The organism is Stenotrophomonas sp. STEN009, assembly GCF_056760395.1.
In genome coordinates this window covers 23,234-36,942 of sequence record NZ_JBRRES010000006.1, presented here as the reverse complement: position 1 = coordinate 36,942, position 13,709 = coordinate 23,234, and the positions used below count along the sequence as shown (strand labels likewise).

General features: G+C 66.4%; 12 protein-coding genes, 5 tRNA genes and 1 riboswitch. Of the genes, 4 read left to right on the top strand and 13 right to left on the bottom strand.

Annotated features, from left to right (window positions below; translation table 11 throughout):
• The first annotated feature begins 70 nt into the window (after positions 1-70).
• Positions 71-472 (top strand): hypothetical protein, encoded by a 402-nt coding sequence (locus ACVOMM_RS04230; RefSeq protein WP_053520302.1) that lies wholly within the window; start codon positions 71-73, stop codon positions 470-472.
• A 22-nt stretch (positions 473-494) separates the two neighbouring features.
• Positions 495-558: riboswitch (Fluoride riboswitch) on the top strand.
• A gap of 81 nt (positions 559-639) precedes the next feature.
• The gene (crcB, locus tag ACVOMM_RS04225) at positions 640-1,032 is read left to right on the top strand and encodes a fluoride efflux transporter CrcB (protein ID WP_053520303.1); all 393 of its coding nucleotides are present in this window, start codon (positions 640-642) and stop codon (positions 1,030-1,032) included.
• A gap of 4 nt (positions 1,033-1,036) precedes the next feature.
• Here the strand turns inward: crcB and ACVOMM_RS04220 are convergent, their stop codons facing one another.
• The gene (locus ACVOMM_RS04220; RefSeq protein WP_128989011.1) at positions 1,037-1,870 is read right to left on the bottom strand and encodes an AraC family transcriptional regulator; all 834 of its coding nucleotides are present in this window, start codon (positions 1,868-1,870) and stop codon (positions 1,037-1,039) included.
• Between the two features lie 133 nt (positions 1,871-2,003).
• Here ACVOMM_RS04220 and ACVOMM_RS04215 point away from each other — a divergent pair, with 133 nt between their 5' ends.
• Together ACVOMM_RS04215 and ACVOMM_RS04210 are read left to right on the top strand one after the other, a co-directional pair.
• Positions 2,004-2,498, top strand: a complete 495-nt coding sequence (locus tag ACVOMM_RS04215) for a DUF6265 family protein (RefSeq protein ID WP_263177899.1) — start codon at positions 2,004-2,006, stop codon at positions 2,496-2,498.
• A gap of 73 nt (positions 2,499-2,571) precedes the next feature.
• Positions 2,572-3,651, top strand: coding sequence for an alpha/beta hydrolase (locus tag ACVOMM_RS04210; RefSeq protein WP_459061812.1), 1,080 nt, complete (start codon positions 2,572-2,574; stop codon positions 3,649-3,651).
• Here ACVOMM_RS04210 and ACVOMM_RS04205 read toward each other — a convergent pair.
• The 12 genes from ACVOMM_RS04205 to kdsB all read right to left on the bottom strand — a co-directional run bounded on the left by ACVOMM_RS04205 (position 3,648) and on the right by kdsB (position 13,676).
• Positions 3,648-3,917, bottom strand: a complete 270-nt coding sequence (locus ACVOMM_RS04205) for a hypothetical protein (RefSeq protein ID WP_053520307.1) — start codon at positions 3,915-3,917, stop codon at positions 3,648-3,650. The two genes, ACVOMM_RS04210 and ACVOMM_RS04205, sit on opposite strands and share 4 nt — an antisense overlap.
• A 189-nt stretch (positions 3,918-4,106) precedes the next feature.
• Positions 4,107-4,180 (bottom strand) — tRNA-Cys (locus ACVOMM_RS04200).
• Between the two features lie 67 nt (positions 4,181-4,247).
• Positions 4,248-4,323, bottom strand: a tRNA-Gly gene (locus ACVOMM_RS04195).
• A gap of 155 nt (positions 4,324-4,478) precedes the next feature.
• Positions 4,479-4,554, bottom strand: a tRNA-Gly gene (locus tag ACVOMM_RS04190).
• Positions 4,555-4,609: 55 nt separating this feature from the next.
• Positions 4,610-7,171 (bottom strand): hypothetical protein, encoded by a 2,562-nt coding sequence (locus ACVOMM_RS04185; protein ID WP_481525918.1) that lies wholly within the window; start codon positions 7,169-7,171, stop codon positions 4,610-4,612.
• 905 nt (positions 7,172-8,076) lie between these two features.
• Positions 8,077-8,152 (bottom strand) — tRNA-Gly (locus ACVOMM_RS04180).
• Positions 8,153-8,330: 178 nt separating this feature from the next.
• Positions 8,331-8,406: transfer RNA gene (locus tag ACVOMM_RS04175), tRNA-Gly, on the bottom strand.
• Positions 8,407-8,519: 113 nt separating this feature from the next.
• Positions 8,520-9,149: a CDP-diacylglycerol--glycerol-3-phosphate 3-phosphatidyltransferase gene (gene pgsA, locus ACVOMM_RS04170; protein WP_053519958.1), complete on the bottom strand. Its 630-nt coding sequence runs from the start codon at positions 9,147-9,149 to the stop codon at positions 8,520-8,522.
• Positions 9,150-9,167: 18 nt separating this feature from the next.
• Complete coding sequence (gene uvrC, locus ACVOMM_RS04165; protein ID WP_053519959.1) at positions 9,168-11,012, bottom strand: excinuclease ABC subunit UvrC; 1,845 nt, start codon at positions 11,010-11,012, stop codon at positions 9,168-9,170.
• A complete protein-coding gene (locus ACVOMM_RS04160) occupies positions 11,009-12,421 on the bottom strand; it encodes a hypothetical protein (protein WP_322523491.1) in 1,413 nt (470 codons plus the stop codon). Before ACVOMM_RS04160 ends, uvrC begins: the two co-directional genes overlap by 4 nt.
• Complete coding sequence (locus tag ACVOMM_RS04155; RefSeq protein WP_065175871.1) at positions 12,418-12,906, bottom strand: low molecular weight protein-tyrosine-phosphatase; 489 nt, start codon at positions 12,904-12,906, stop codon at positions 12,418-12,420. The genes ACVOMM_RS04160 and ACVOMM_RS04155 overlap by 4 nt, the downstream gene beginning before the upstream one ends.
• Positions 12,903-13,676, bottom strand: coding sequence for a 3-deoxy-manno-octulosonate cytidylyltransferase (gene kdsB, locus ACVOMM_RS04150; RefSeq protein ID WP_053519962.1), 774 nt, complete (start codon positions 13,674-13,676; stop codon positions 12,903-12,905). Before kdsB ends, ACVOMM_RS04155 begins: the two co-directional genes overlap by 4 nt.
• Between the last annotated feature and the right edge of the window lie 33 nt (positions 13,677-13,709).

Sequence of the window (13,709 nt, the reverse complement as noted above, 5' to 3'; positions counted from 1 at the left end):
ATTCTTTCGCTTCCACGCGTTAAGCTGGCTTGCATAGATGAATACTCTCGGCCAACGACTCGCCATTGCCATGAAGAAAGCCGGGCACCCACGCCCGGCCGATCTGGCCCGCGCCGCCGCTTCAACGACGGCGACCATCAGCAACTGGCTCAACGACCACGTCAGCCCCTCACATGTGAAGGCCGAACAGCTGTTCCGGATCGCCGACGCAGCCAAGCTGGATGCACGCGAACTGCTGTACGGCATCCACGGGCGGGGCGTCGGCGAACGCACCAGCTATTACATGCCCAGCGAAGCACACCTGGATGTCTGGCAGGATGCCTATGAACTGGTGAGCGTGCTGGTCGCCGAGAAGGGCCTGGAGATCGACCACCGGCGCCACGCGGCACTGGATCTGCTGGCATTTGAACTGTTGATGGATGGCGTCAGCCGCAGCAGGGTGGCGCGCGTGGTGATGACCTCCCTGCCCTGACCGGGTCGGCGCTGGTAGCATGGGGACCGATGGGGATGGGGCTCCCCCGATAACCGCCAGGCATGGCTGATGGCTCCTGCTGTGACGAACCGGGCGTTCGTCGATGGCAGGCCGTGCCCGCCATCGCGTTCGCCTCCGCATCTGCGAACACGTACTCGAGGCCCGCCATGCAAGCACTGAACAATTACGTCCTGGTCTTCCTGGGAGGCGGCGCCGGCGCCTGCCTGCGTCATGCCTGCAACCTGATCGGCACGCGGTTCGCCGTCGGCAGTCCATGGCCCTGGTCCACCTTCCTGGTCAACATCAGCGGCGCCCTGCTGATGGGGGCGGTCGTCGAGGCCTTCGCCCTGCGCAACGGCGCATCGCCGCAGCTGCGGCTGCTGCTGACCACGGGCATCCTGGGCGGCTACACCACCTTCTCCACCTATTCGCTGGAGATCGGCCTGCTGCTGCAACGGGGGCAGCACGGACTGGCCGCGCTGTATGCAGGGGGATCGATCGCACTGGGACTGGCCGGCCTGTTCGTGGGCATGAAGCTGGCCCGCCTCGCGCTGGGCTGAACGCTCAGGCCGCGGAGGTCCGCACCTGCCCCCGCCACTGCCGGGGCGATTGCCCGGTGTGCGCCTTGAACGCACGCGAAAGCGCCGCTTCACTGCCGTAGCCCACCTCGTCGGCAATCCGCTTCAGCGGTCGGCCCTGGCGCAGGGCCTGCTGCGCCAGGCCTACGCGCCAGCCCTGCAGGTACTGGCCGGGGGTGGTGCCCATCGCCTCACGGAAGCTCGCCGCGAATACGCTGCGCGACATTCCTGCGACGTCGGCAAGGTCTTCCAGCGTCCATGCCTGCGACGGCGCCTCGTGCATCGCGACCAATGCCAGACGCAGGCGCGGATGACCGAGGCCAGCAAACAGACCGCCGCGCATCTCACCGCCTTCCATCAGCTGCCGCAGCACCTGGATCATCACCACCTCGAACAGACGATTGACCATTGCCGCACGGCCACAACGCTGCTCGAACGCCTCCTCGAACAGCAATTCCAGCACCGCATCGCTGCCGTGCAGGTCCGCCAGTGGCAGGCAGATGAAATCAGGCAATGCGGCACTGATCGGATTGAGCCGGCCGCCTTCGAAATGCAGGTTGGCGCAGGCCATGTCGGCGCCGAGGTGCGGGTCGGTCTGGAAACGGTGGGGCATCGGCCTCGGGTACAGCAGCAAGCTGGGCACCTCGACCTGCACGGTCTGTTGTCCATGGCTGACCTGCACCGGTCCACGCCGTACCAGATGCAGCTGGCCGGCTTCGTCCTCCCCTTCCAGGCTGTTGATGCCGCACAGTGCACCGGCGTGGAAGACCGACGCAGTGACCGCGAAACGCTCAAGCAGGACGGCAAGGCGATCCACCATGTCGGACTCCAGGGCAAGCAGAAGGGGGAGGAACCCGCAGATCGTATCGAATTCGACGTCATTGCGTGCGGCGCTGGCCGCCGGCGCTGCGCGGCGCTATACAGGGGCCACCGTCCCGCGCATGGAGCCCACGATGTCGAACCGGATCGCCCGCGCCGTGTTGCCTCTGCTGCTTTTCGCCGCCCATGCGCACGCCGCTGCAACCGCAGACATTGAACAGCTCGGCTGGCTCTCCGGCTGCTGGCAGCTGGACGGGCAGCCACCTGGAGCCGGTGAGCAGTGGTCCACCGTGGCCGGCGGAACGATGTTCGGCAGCAGCCGCAGCCTGCGCGACGGGCGCACCGTGGGTTTCGAGTTCATGCAGCTGCGCCAGCACGACGATGGGCGGCTGGTGTTCACCGCGCTGCCCTCCGGCCGCAACGCTACTGATTTCAGTGCCGTCCGGGTGGAGGCCGACGAGGTCGTCTTCGAGAATCCGGCCAATGATTTCCCGCAACGGATCACCTATCGCCGCATCACTGGGCAGCGCCTGCACGCACGTATCGAGATCGCACAGGACGATCCGGCACAGGCCATGGATTTTCCGATGCACCGCGTCGCCTGCGGCGGGCCGGTGATGGCCCCCTGACCTGACGCATTGCAGCGGGCACGGCACCGCGGCCGGTTCTATGCTCGGCGTATCACCTGCCCGGATGAACACGATGCGCGCCCTTCTCCGACTGACCCTGGCACTGGCCCTGGCGTTGCCTTCCGTTCCGCTGCTGGCGGCGCCGCCCGCCCCGCCACGCATGCTCAGTGGCGAGCTGCAGGGTGCGCCGTGGCGCCTGGACATCCCTGCGGACTGGAACGGCGATCTGGTGATGCTGGCGCACGGTTACGAGCCGGTGGGCACGCCACGCGAATCGCCGATGGCCGCCAACGAGGCAACCGCACCTCTGCTGGCGGCCGGCTACGCGGTCGCACAGAGCGCCTACGCGAGCCAGGGGTGGGCGGTGGCCGATGCCATCAACGATGTGGAACGCCTGCGTCAGCACACGCTGGCCGGTTTGAAGGGCGTGCGCCACACCTGGCTGCTCGGTTTTTCGATGGGCGGTGCGGTGACCGTAGCCAGTCTCGAACGGCATCCGGCCCACTACGCCGGTGGTGTTTCGCTATGCGGCGCCAACCTGTCAGGCGAGCAGCTGGCCGGCGACCTGCTCACCACCGTGGTCGCGTTCGACTACTTCTTCCCGCATGCCGAAGGACTGCCTGCTGCTGGCCTGGCATCCAGCGAAGCCGCTTCGGTACCACAGGGCGAGCTGTACCAAGGCATCGCCAACGCCCTGCAACGCGCGCCGCACTCCGCTGCGCTGCTGGCCACACAGTTGCAGGTCGCGTCCGATGCGCTGCCCGGAACGATCAGCCTGCACGCCCTGGTCCTGCACGAACTGGCCAAGCGCAGCGGCGGCATGCCAGTCGGCAACATCGGCGTCGTCTATCGTGGATTCGGCGATGACGTCGCGTTCAATGCAGGGGTGCAGCGCATCGCTGCCGTTCCCGCAGCACAGGCGCGTGTGCGCGAAACACTCGGATTGACCGGGGCGCTGAAGCGGCCGCTGGTGATCCAGTTCAACAACGACGATCCCACCATCGCACCGCGCATGCAGGAGCGCTACCCGCAACTGGCCGCGCATGCGGGCGCGACGCCGTTGCCGCGCGTACTGCCCGCAGCAGGCACGGGCCACTGTGGCTTCTCCAGAGAACAGGTGGTCGCGGCCCTGAAGGCTGCCGCGATGCGCTAGCCGCCCAGCGTACCCATGGTGAAGGTGTAGCCGCTGCTCATCAGGAACTCACGCATGCGCATCTCGGCACGACGCGGCGATGCCAGGTTGGCAGGCCCGTACAGCGCGTAGACCACACCAGCCCCCTCGATGGCCTCGCGCCGGACCCCGCAGTGGCGGGTTTCCGAAGCGGTGCTCCAGCCATCGCGCAGGCGCTCCGGTCCGATCGATTGTCCGTTCATCAGCCGGAATGTCAGCCAGCGTACTTCCGTTGTGGGTTTGCTCATTGCCGATCCACCGCCTGTCCGCCACGCGCCATAGTCTCCCTGCCTGCCATTGCCGCGCCCGAAGGCCTCTGCACTGACCATACCCCCTTCCCATGTCGTAGGCGGCTGAGACTGGGACGTCAGGCACGTTTGGCAGCGCAGGATGACGGCGCAAAAAAAAAGCCCTGACCGAAGTCAGGGCTTTTCAATTGGAGGCCTCAAGCGGAATCGAACCGCTGTAAACGGATTTGCAATCCGGTGCATAGCCACTCTGCCATGAGGCCAACGTACTGCGCGCCAGGAATGGAGCCCCTGACATGACAAAACCCCGCGATGGGGCCTGTCGGAACATGGAGCGGGAAACGAGACTCGAACTCGCGACCTCAACCTTGGCAAGGTTGCGCTCTACCAACTGAGCTATTCCCGCATAGGCTGTCATGATACCGGAAGCCCGGAACTCACACCAGCGATTTCACACCTGATTTCACTTTTCTGACTGCGCGAAAAGCCTTGTGGCTCAACGGGCCCCGCCTTGCCAAGGGCGGGAGAAAAACAAGGCCCCAACCGGGGCCCTGTAGAATCTGGAGCGGGAAACGAGACTCGAACTCGCGACCTCAACCTTGGCAAGGTTGCGCTCTACCAACTGAGCTATTCCCGCAGATTCTTCGACCTGCGTCGAAGGAGCGCCATTGTGTCGAAGTTCCTTCACGCCGTCAACCGTCTTCCGATGGCGTGCGACGCGCGGCTTGGTCCACCGGGGCCCGCTGCCAGATCGCATACAGCGTTCCGACGATCTCCATTCCCTGCTCGAATGCCGAGAATCTGGCCTTCACCTTGCGGGGCCGGCGGCGCAGGTCGTCACTGGCCATCAGCTCGCCAGACCGGTCGGCAGATGCCGTCTGGGCCTTCTGCAGGTACTGCTTCTCGAGGTACTTCTCGATCCCGGGAAGGTTCGACAACAGATGCGCCCCGTTGTGCCAGGGCATCAGTACCGCAACCAGGTCGTTGCGTTCTGCGATCTGGATGGCGATGTCCAGGAAGGACTCCACGATGGACCGGAGACAATGCGTCGCAAGCATGTCTTCCATGGGATTGATCGCGCGGATGATGAGGCAGCTCCCGGAAGCGTGCAGGGACGGCACGACCTCGATGTTCACCATGGCCATGCCCGCCAATCGTCGCTGCCTCGGATCGAATACGACCAGGTGGGCGTGGCGCGCCTCCTGCCACATCGCAACGCGATCGCGTGAGCATAGATTGGCGGCATGCTTGGCGAAGTACGCCGCCGGGTGCTTGGTCAACGTCGCATGCAGATGCGTGCACGATCCGGAAGGGTCCGGGCGGCCATACCTGCCCTTCTCGCGCTTCACCCAGCGCACGCACACATCCAGAACGTTCTTGCGCATCTGCGCGAAGGCCTGATCCAGTGACATGACCGGTACCGTGCTGTCAGCGGACGGCGATGGCGGCAGCAGCCGCTGCAGCAGCTGCCTGGCGTCATCGGGAGCGAGGCTATGCAGAAAACGCTGAGCATGTTCGTCGAGGGCATCCGGCAATGCGCTGTTGAACAACCGATCCAGCTGCTCCAGGTACGCGCTGGTCTGCGCACCGTCCTCCGGCATGCTGGCGACCTCGCTGAAGGTGCTGCGCCGCCACTGGAGGATCTCCGGATCATTGCCTGCGGCAGCCAGCAGCAGGCCGAGATGGGCGGAGACCGACCACGGATCCCGCGCGGGATCCAGCAACCGCTTCGATCGCAGGTCACGGAACGTTCGCGGCCCCTCATCCGGGCCGTGCTGGAACCGCGTCGCATGTTCGCTGGCGCGTTTCAGTGCCAGCAAGCTGCTGCGCTCCAGCACGCCTGTGCGTTTTCTGATCGAGCGTTGCCAGGCCATCGGATGGAACGGCTCCAGCCTCCATCCATCCAGGTGCGACTGGAATCCGCGTGCCGCCGCCCAACTTCCACGGACGACATCGACGGACGTGCGGTAGACCATCGAAATGAGCTCCGCATCCACCTCGTCCAGCTCGGCTGACGTTGCTCCCTGCCCGGCCAGCAACTGCTCGACCGCGGGCTGTAACCGGGCCAGCCTGTCCTGCAGTGCTTTCATCGACGTTCCGCCTGCGCGAAGGACCGATGCGAGCAGAAGTCCGCCGGTTCCCTCCAGCATCGCGGGCAACTGCGGCAGGAGGCGCGCCATCTCTTCGCGACGCCGCGTGGCCAGCGCATCGTAGTAGCGCGCCATGGCATCTGCATCGACGTTTCTCTGCGGGCGCGGAACCACCTGGTGTGCCCGTCGTTCGACCACCTCCAGGACGCATCGATGGTTCTGCATCATGAAGCCGAAGTTGTGGCGCTGGAAGGCGTCATCCGCCAGCAGCCGACACAGTTCGGGATCGCTGCCGCCCCACCAGGTCACCCCGTGCAGGCCCCGGGTAGCGAAGTACCAGTCGCGCAGCGCTTTTACCGAATCCAGGCCTTTGTCTTCAACCAGGTAACGCAGCAGTCCCGGACCGAGGGACGCCAGCACTTCCAGCTTCCGCAGCTCTGCAAAATCAGCAGGCGCAATGGCCGAATGCAGGTACTGGAATGCGTCCAGGCTCCCCTGTGCAAGCATTCGACCCACCCATTCGACCAGGACATCGACGTCCATGCCCGCTGTGCGCCCCGCAATGAGGGTCAACCACGCGTCCAGGCGATCGGCGTCACCGACGCGATAGCAGGCCTGGAACGCAACAACGTGGCCCGCTGCACCGAGATCATGGCGAACCAGCACCTGCAGGAATCGATCCAGCCGGTCGGGCCGTCGCAGATACTGGCCGCAGGCGCCCAACTGCGTGAAGTCGAGGCAATGAGGTGCTGCCAGGAGAAGGTCGATGGCGGCCTCCACATCTTCGGCCGGGGCATCATCGCTCAGCTCGGCCAGCAACCGACAGCAAGTGGCAAGTGCATCAAGGCCTGCACCACGTGCGATCAGATGATGGGCGATCCAGTCAGGGGGTGGAGCATGAAACCCCAAGTAGCCGCGCAGCGTGTGGATATCTGCCGGTGTGCATGCGCCGGCTGCCCCCAGCACCCAGGCCCACGTCTTCGTCGGCGTGCGCCACAACAGATAACGTGCAGAATCGAATACCTCGTGCACCGGCGCAATGCCGGCACCGGCCAGCAGTGTCAGATTCGCGGCCAGACGCGCCGCATCAGATTCTTCCAGGTCGACATCATGAAGGCGCGCCAGGTGCGGCCGCGCAACGCCCGCAAGCATCAGCTGGCGCACAACGGAACGCACCGGCTCGCGCTGCGTTCGCCGCGGCCGCCAGCCGACGCTCCATGCCCTGTGCGCGGTGTGCGCGGACTGCAGCCACTGCAGCTCTTCCTTGTGCTGGATGATGCCTTCATCCACCATCCACCGCGCAAACCATCCAGGCGCTTCAGACCGTCCAGCACACCGGTCGAGGTCCGTCAGCCGACGGAGGCCCAGGCGATGGGCAGCGATGAGCCAGCCGGCATCCCGCAGCTGCAGCGCCCGCAGTTCTTCCCACGACGTGGCTTCGAAGCGGCGCAGGGCGATGTCCAGGCTGCGGCTGTACATGCGTGCTTCCGCATGCAGGAACAGCCGTGCGTGGAACTGGCAGTACACGTACTGGCGGCCCTCGAACGTCCGGATCCGCGACAGCGCGTGTCGCACGTACCTGAGCACCCACGGGAACGGCATGAACACCTGCACCAGAAGCGGCCACCCGCGGCCCTTGCCAGGATGCAGCGCGATGTCCGCCGGAATGCCCAGCGCACGGCGCGCCATGTCTTCCTCGGTGACCACAGTCCGGTCTTGCCCGCGCAGCGCATCGGCCACTGCGATGCGGAAGCCACGGATGCGGTTGCGCGGTGCTTCGGGCCGGTCATCCGTCCGCTCATCGTCGATGTCGTCGTGGAACGCACCCGCGGATCGTCCCCGGCAACCCTCCAGCATCCGATCACGGTACGCCCGGTAGGCGGTCTGCCCACCGTCCTGCCTCGTTTCGTGCACAGCCTCCATCTGCCAGCCCTTGCCCCGCTCCCTGCGTCACCCCGACGACTACAGCGGATGATATCCATTCGGCCCGGTCCGCAATGGCGGGCAGGAGGGTCCGGCCTGACCGGAAACGAAAAACGCCCCCTTGCGGGAGCGTTCTTTTTTGAATCTGGAGCGGGAAACGAGACTCGAACTCGCGACCTCAACCTTGGCAAGGTTGCGCTCTACCAACTGAGCTATTCCCGCAGATTCCGTTCGACCTGCGTCGAAGGAGCGCTATTGTGTCGAGATTGCAGCAATGCGTCAACAGAAATCTCCTCGGCGATTCCCGTTTTCCGTTCAGGTTCGGATGAGCGGAAAGCCCGGCAATCCAGGGCCGGCACAACATAAAAAAAGAGAGGCCAGAGGCCTCTCTTTCAGAATCTGGAGCGGGAAACGAGACTCGAACTCGCGACCTCAACCTTGGCAAGGTTGCGCTCTACCAACTGAGCTATTCCCGCTTGGGAGGCGAAATTCTACCCATTCTGGAAGGGGCGTCAAGGCCTTTTTTCAACCGCGCGCATCCAGCAACCAGCGCGCTTCGCAACCTGACGGGCATCCCGTGTGCCGCCGATCAACCGTTGCCCAGCTTCTTCTGTCGTGAGCGCTCGCGTGCGGCACGCTCGTCCTCGCGCAGGCTCGGCCAGGCCGCGTGCAGATACTGCAGGCCGGACCACAGCGTCAGCACCGCCGCGATGGCCAGCGTCCAGTCACCGATGTGGAAGATCGGCCAGCCCATCCAGATGTCCTCGACCGCCACGCTGGGCGCGACCGAGTACAGCAGGCACAGGAGCGCAACCATCTGCGCGGTTGTCTTCACCTTGCCGATCATCGCCACCCGCACCTTGGCACGCTGGCCAAGCTCGGCCATCCATTCGCGCAATGCCGATACCGCGATTTCGCGGCCAACGATGACGGCGGCCCAGAACGCCATCCACGGCGTCGGATGCCCCTGCACGATCAGGAACAGCGCCACCGCCACCATCAACTTGTCCGCCACCGGGTCGAGAAAGGCGCCGAACGCCGATTCCAGCTGATAGCGGCGGGCGATCCAGCCATCGAGCCAATCGGTGATCGCGGCCAAGCCGAAGATCGCCGCCGAAGCGAAGTTGGTCCAGGTGTAGGGCAGGTAGAACACCAGCACCAGCACCGGGATCATCACGATCCGCAACAGCGTCAGCCAGGTGGGCAGGGTCAACTTCATGCTTGCGCGCTTCTCTCTCTAATCGGCCGCATCGGGCGTGGCCAACCCGTGCAGGTTAGCGTAGATACGGGCCGCGAGGGCATCATTGATGCCTTCCACCTTGGCGATCTCCGCTTCACCGGCCGCCTTCAGGCCGACCAGCCCACCGAAATGCTTCAGCAGGCTGGCACGACGACGCGGGCCGATGCCCGGGATGTCTTCCAGCCTGCTGGTCATGCGCGCCTTCTGCCGGCGGCCGCGGTGACCGGTGATGGCGAAGCGGTGCGCCTCGTCGCGCACCTGCTGGATGAACTGCAGGGCGGGATTGGCGGCACCGGGGCGCAGCTCGCGGCCGTCGGGCATGACCAGCGCCTCATGACCGGCGCGGCGCTCCACGCCCTTGGCCACGCCCACCAGCAATACGCCCTCCACGCCCAGGTCGGCCAGCGCTGCCTGCGCCTGCGCCAGCTGGCCGGCGCCACCGTCGATCAGCAGCACGTCGGGCAGTACGCCCTGCTCTTCCACGGCACGGCGGAAGCGGCGGTCGATGGCCTGACGCATGGCGGCATAGTCGTCGCCCGGCTCGATGCCGCTGATGTTGTAGCGGCGATATTGGGCACGCACCGGACCGGCCGCATCGAAAACCACGCAGGAGGCCACGGTCGCCTCACCCAGCGTGTGGCTGATGTCGAAGCACTCCACGCGCTTGACCGGCTCGGCCAGGCCCAGCATCTCGCGCAGGGCTTCGCTGCGCACGTGCTGCGCGTTGCGGCTGTTGAGCTCGGTGGCCAGCGTCAGCTGCGCGTTGCGGCTGGCCAGCTCTACATAACCGGCGCGCTCGCCGCGCACGTTCCACTTCAGCTGCACCTTGCGCTCGGCCGAAGCAGACAGCGCGGCCATCAGCAGATCGGCATCCGGAATCTCGCGATCCAGCAGGATCTCGCGCGGTGGCTCGAACTCGATGTAGTACTGGGAGACGAACGCCGCCAGCACTTCCTGCGGGCTGTCCTCGCCATTGGTGCGGGGGAAGAACGGGCGGGTACCCAGGTTGCGCCCATCGCGGAATGCCAGCAGCAGCACGCAGGCCTGCGATCCCTGCATGGCCACGGCCAGCACGTCCAGGTCGGCGGCGCGGCCATCGACGTACTGGCGGGTCTGCATGCTGCGCAGCGACGAAATCAGATCACGCAGGCGCGCGGCCTGCTCGAACTCCAGTGCTTCACTGGCAGCCTGCATCTGCTCACCCAGTTCCCGGGTCAGCTCATCGCTCTTGCCTTCCAGGAACAGCGCCGCGCGGCGCACCGACTCGGCATACTCGCCTGCCGGTACCAGCTCGACGCAGGGGGCACTGCAGCGGCCGATCTGGTACTGCAGGCACGGCCGTGAGCGGTTGCGGAACACGCTGTCCTCGCAGCTGCGCAGCTTGAACAGCTTGTGCATCAGGTTCAGCGTCTCGCGCACCGCGGTGACACCCGGATACGGCCCGAAATAGCGGCCGGGGATCGCACGCGGCCCCCGGTGCAGGGCGATGCGTGGCCATTCCTCGCGGGTCAGCAGCACGTGCGGGTAGGTCTTGTCGTCACGCAGGGAGACGTTGTAACGCGGTGCCAGCGACTTGATCAGCTGGTTTTCCAGCAGCAGCGCCTCGGCCTCCGAGCGCGTGACAGTCACATCCATCCGCGTGATCTGCGAGATCATCGACATGATCCGCGCGTTCTTCGGGCTGCCATTGAAATAGCTGCCCACGCGGTTGCGAAGCGCGCGTGCCTTGCCGACGTACAGCAGGGTGTCGTCGGCGGCGTACATGCGGTACACCCCGGGGGCGGTACTGAGTTGGGCCGCGAAGGCCTTGCCGTCGAAGGCCGGGACGGGAACGTCGGTCATTCGCTGATCGGTACTTCGCTGAGTACACCACTGTCAGGGTCGAAACGCAGCACGGCGTGCGCGTCGGTCTCGGCGATCCACACCGCGCCCGCGCCCACGGCCAGGCCGGCCGGGCCATGCAGGCGCCGTGGCAACGGTTGTGTGGTCAGTTCGCCGCCGCCCAGGCGCAGCGTGCGCAGGCGACCGTTGCCGGTATCGGCAATCCACAGCAGCGGTGCGCCCGGACTCAGTGCAATCGCCTGCGGGAACTGCAGGCTGGCGTGGGCACGCGGGCCGTCGGCTTCACCGAAGCGCCATGTGCCCTGCCCGAGCAGCGTCTGCACCAGATCCCCACGCAGCTGCAGCGCGCGAATCGAAGACCCCAGCGCGTCGGCCACGTACAGGACCTGTTGTACTACGGCAAGCGCGGTGGGTTGCGCGAAGGCAGCCAGATGCCCACTGCCGTCACGCTCGTCGATCGCGCCACTGCCTGCGCGCCATTGCAGGCTGCGCTGGCCGAGGTGGTAGCTCCAGATCCGGTTGTCACCCGCCATGGCGATATGCAGCTGGTTGTCGGCGATGGCGAGGCCGACCGGATGATCCAGCGGCACCTGTCGCGGCTGGGCGACAGGCCCTTCCACCGGCGCGCCCGGGCGCCCATTGCCGCACAGGGTGTCGACCAGACCGGTCAACAGGTTGATCCGGCGGATGGCGTGGTTGCCGGTGTCGGCGACGTACAGGGCGTCGCGCTCGAGCACCAGTGCCTGCGGCCTGTGGAAGGCGGCCTCGGCCAGATTGCCATCCATGAAATCCGCGGTCCCCAGCCCGAACTGACGAAGCACGCGGCCGCCATGGCTGCATTCGAGAATGCGGTGATGGCCGCTATCAGCGATGTACAGGCGCTCGGTGCTGACCGCCAGGCCCAGCGGAAAGCGCAACGCATGCCGCGGCTCGGGGTGCAGCTCGTTGCCACCGCGCGGCGGGGCCGAGGGTGCACCCTCGCACAGCGCGTTCAGCGCGCGCTCGAGCTCGCCGGCAGAGCCCTGCCCGACCAGCCGCTGCCGCTCGCGTCCCTGCGCGTCGAGAAGGATCAGGGTCGGCCACGCGGTGACACCGAAACGGCGCCAGCCGTCCCAATCCGCATCCAGCAGTACCGGGGCGGTCAGGCCCTGGCGGCGCAGCAGTTTCAACGCGGCATCGGCATCGCGCTCGAAGTCGAAGCGCGGCACCTGCAATACCAGCGGCTGCAGCTTGCCCGGATGGCGCGACAGCCATTGGCCGAACTCGGCCAGGCGTTGTGCGCTCCAGGCAGAGGCAGCGTTGACGAACAGCAGCGCGACCGGCCGGCCGCGCAGTTCCGCCAGGGTGCAGGGGGTGGCATTGAGCCAGGTGGCGAACTCGGGCAGGTCCGGGACAGGCTGGGCGTTCATGCCCTGATTATGCCGGAGTCGACGTCATGCAACAGTCGTGCCACCGCACGTTCTGCCGCTTGGTCAACCAGGGTCCAGACCTGCTCGAAATGATCGCTGCCACCGGTGTACGGATCCGGAATGGCGGCCGCGCCCTGCCCGCCTGACCATGGCAGGTACAGGGCCAGGCGCTGGCGCTCCTGCGCGGTGGCCAGCCGCCCGGCATCACGCAGGTTGGCCTCATCGGCGCAGAGAATCCAGTCGAAGCGCTGGAAGTCATCGGCGCGCAGCTGGCGGGCACGCAGCCCGCTGATGTCAACGCCATGGCCGGCTGCGCAGGCGATCGCCCGCCGGTCCGGCGGCTCGCCCACGTGCCAGTCGCCCGTGCCGGCCGAATCGACCTGCACACGGCCGGCCAATGGGGATGCCTCCAGGCGCGCGCGCAATGCCCCCTCGGCCATCGGCGAGCGGCAGATGTTGCCCAGGCAGACGACCAGCAGCTTCATTGCGGGGTCATGGCCCGCAGCACCGCCTCGGCCCGCTCCAGGTCCTCCGGGGTGTCAATGCCAGGCGGAAACGCTTCAGGCGAGATGGCGACGCTGATCGGGAAGCCGGCTTCCAGCACGCGCAGCTGCTCCAGCGCTTCGATCTGCTCCAGCCGGCCCGGCGGCATCGCCGCGACCTGCTGCAGGAAGCCGGCGCGATAACCGTAGATGCCGATGTGACGAAGCCACTGGTGGCCTTCAGGCAGGGCCTCGCGGCTGCGTGCGAAACCGTCCCGGTGCCAGGCGATCGGGGCGCGGCTGAAGTACAGCGCCTCGTTGCGCACATTGCGCACCAGCTTGACCACGTTCGGATCGAACAAGGTCTCGGCGTCCTCAACCGTCGTAGCCAGGGTCGACATCGGCGCCGCGCCATCGACCAGCGCCTCGGCCACGGCGCGGATGCCGGCCGCCGGCGCGAACGGCTCATCGCCCTGCAGGTTCACCACCACGGTGTCGTCGTCCCAGCCGGCGATGCGCGCGCACTCGGCCAGGCGATCCGTGCCGGATGCATGCGATGCGGCGGTCATCGCCACCTTCACTTCGCCCAGGCCCGCCAGTGCGTCGGCGATCCGCTGATCGTCGGTGGCCACCCATACCTCGCGAGCGCCAGCCAACAACGCACGGCGCGCCACGTGCAGCACCAGCGGCTCGCCGCCGAGCAGGCGCAGTGGCTTGCCCGGCAGCCGCGAGGCGGCATAGCGGGCGGGGATGGCAACGACGAATTCAGTCATGCGGGCGGTACTCGGCAGGCTCGTTACAACGGG

Bases quoted from the DNA above. Each gene is read 5' to 3' on its own strand.
- ACVOMM_RS04230 (WP_053520302.1), top strand. From the start codon at position 71: ATGAAGAAAGCCGGGCACCCACGCCCGGCCGATCTGGCCCGCGCCGCC.
- crcB (WP_053520303.1), top strand. From the start codon at position 640: ATGCAAGCACTGAACAATTACGTCCTGGTCTTCCTGGGAGGCGGCGCC.
- ACVOMM_RS04220 (WP_128989011.1), bottom strand. From the start codon at position 1,870: ATGGTGGATCGCCTTGCCGTCCTGCTTGAGCGTTTCGCGGTCACTGCG.
- ACVOMM_RS04215 (WP_263177899.1), top strand. From the start codon at position 2,004: ATGTCGAACCGGATCGCCCGCGCCGTGTTGCCTCTGCTGCTTTTCGCC.
- ACVOMM_RS04210 (WP_459061812.1), top strand. From the start codon at position 2,572: ATGCGCGCCCTTCTCCGACTGACCCTGGCACTGGCCCTGGCGTTGCCT.
- ACVOMM_RS04205 (WP_053520307.1), bottom strand. From the start codon at position 3,917: ATGAGCAAACCCACAACGGAAGTACGCTGGCTGACATTCCGGCTGATG.
- pgsA (WP_053519958.1), bottom strand. From the start codon at position 9,149: ATGAAGTTGACCCTGCCCACCTGGCTGACGCTGTTGCGGATCGTGATG.
- uvrC (WP_053519959.1), bottom strand. From the start codon at position 11,012: ATGACCGACGTTCCCGTCCCGGCCTTCGACGGCAAGGCCTTCGCGGCC.
- ACVOMM_RS04160 (WP_322523491.1), bottom strand. From the start codon at position 12,421: ATGAACGCCCAGCCTGTCCCGGACCTGCCCGAGTTCGCCACCTGGCTC.
- ACVOMM_RS04155 (WP_065175871.1), bottom strand. From the start codon at position 12,906: ATGAAGCTGCTGGTCGTCTGCCTGGGCAACATCTGCCGCTCGCCGATG.
- kdsB (WP_053519962.1), bottom strand. From the start codon at position 13,676: ATGACTGAATTCGTCGTTGCCATCCCCGCCCGCTATGCCGCCTCGCGG.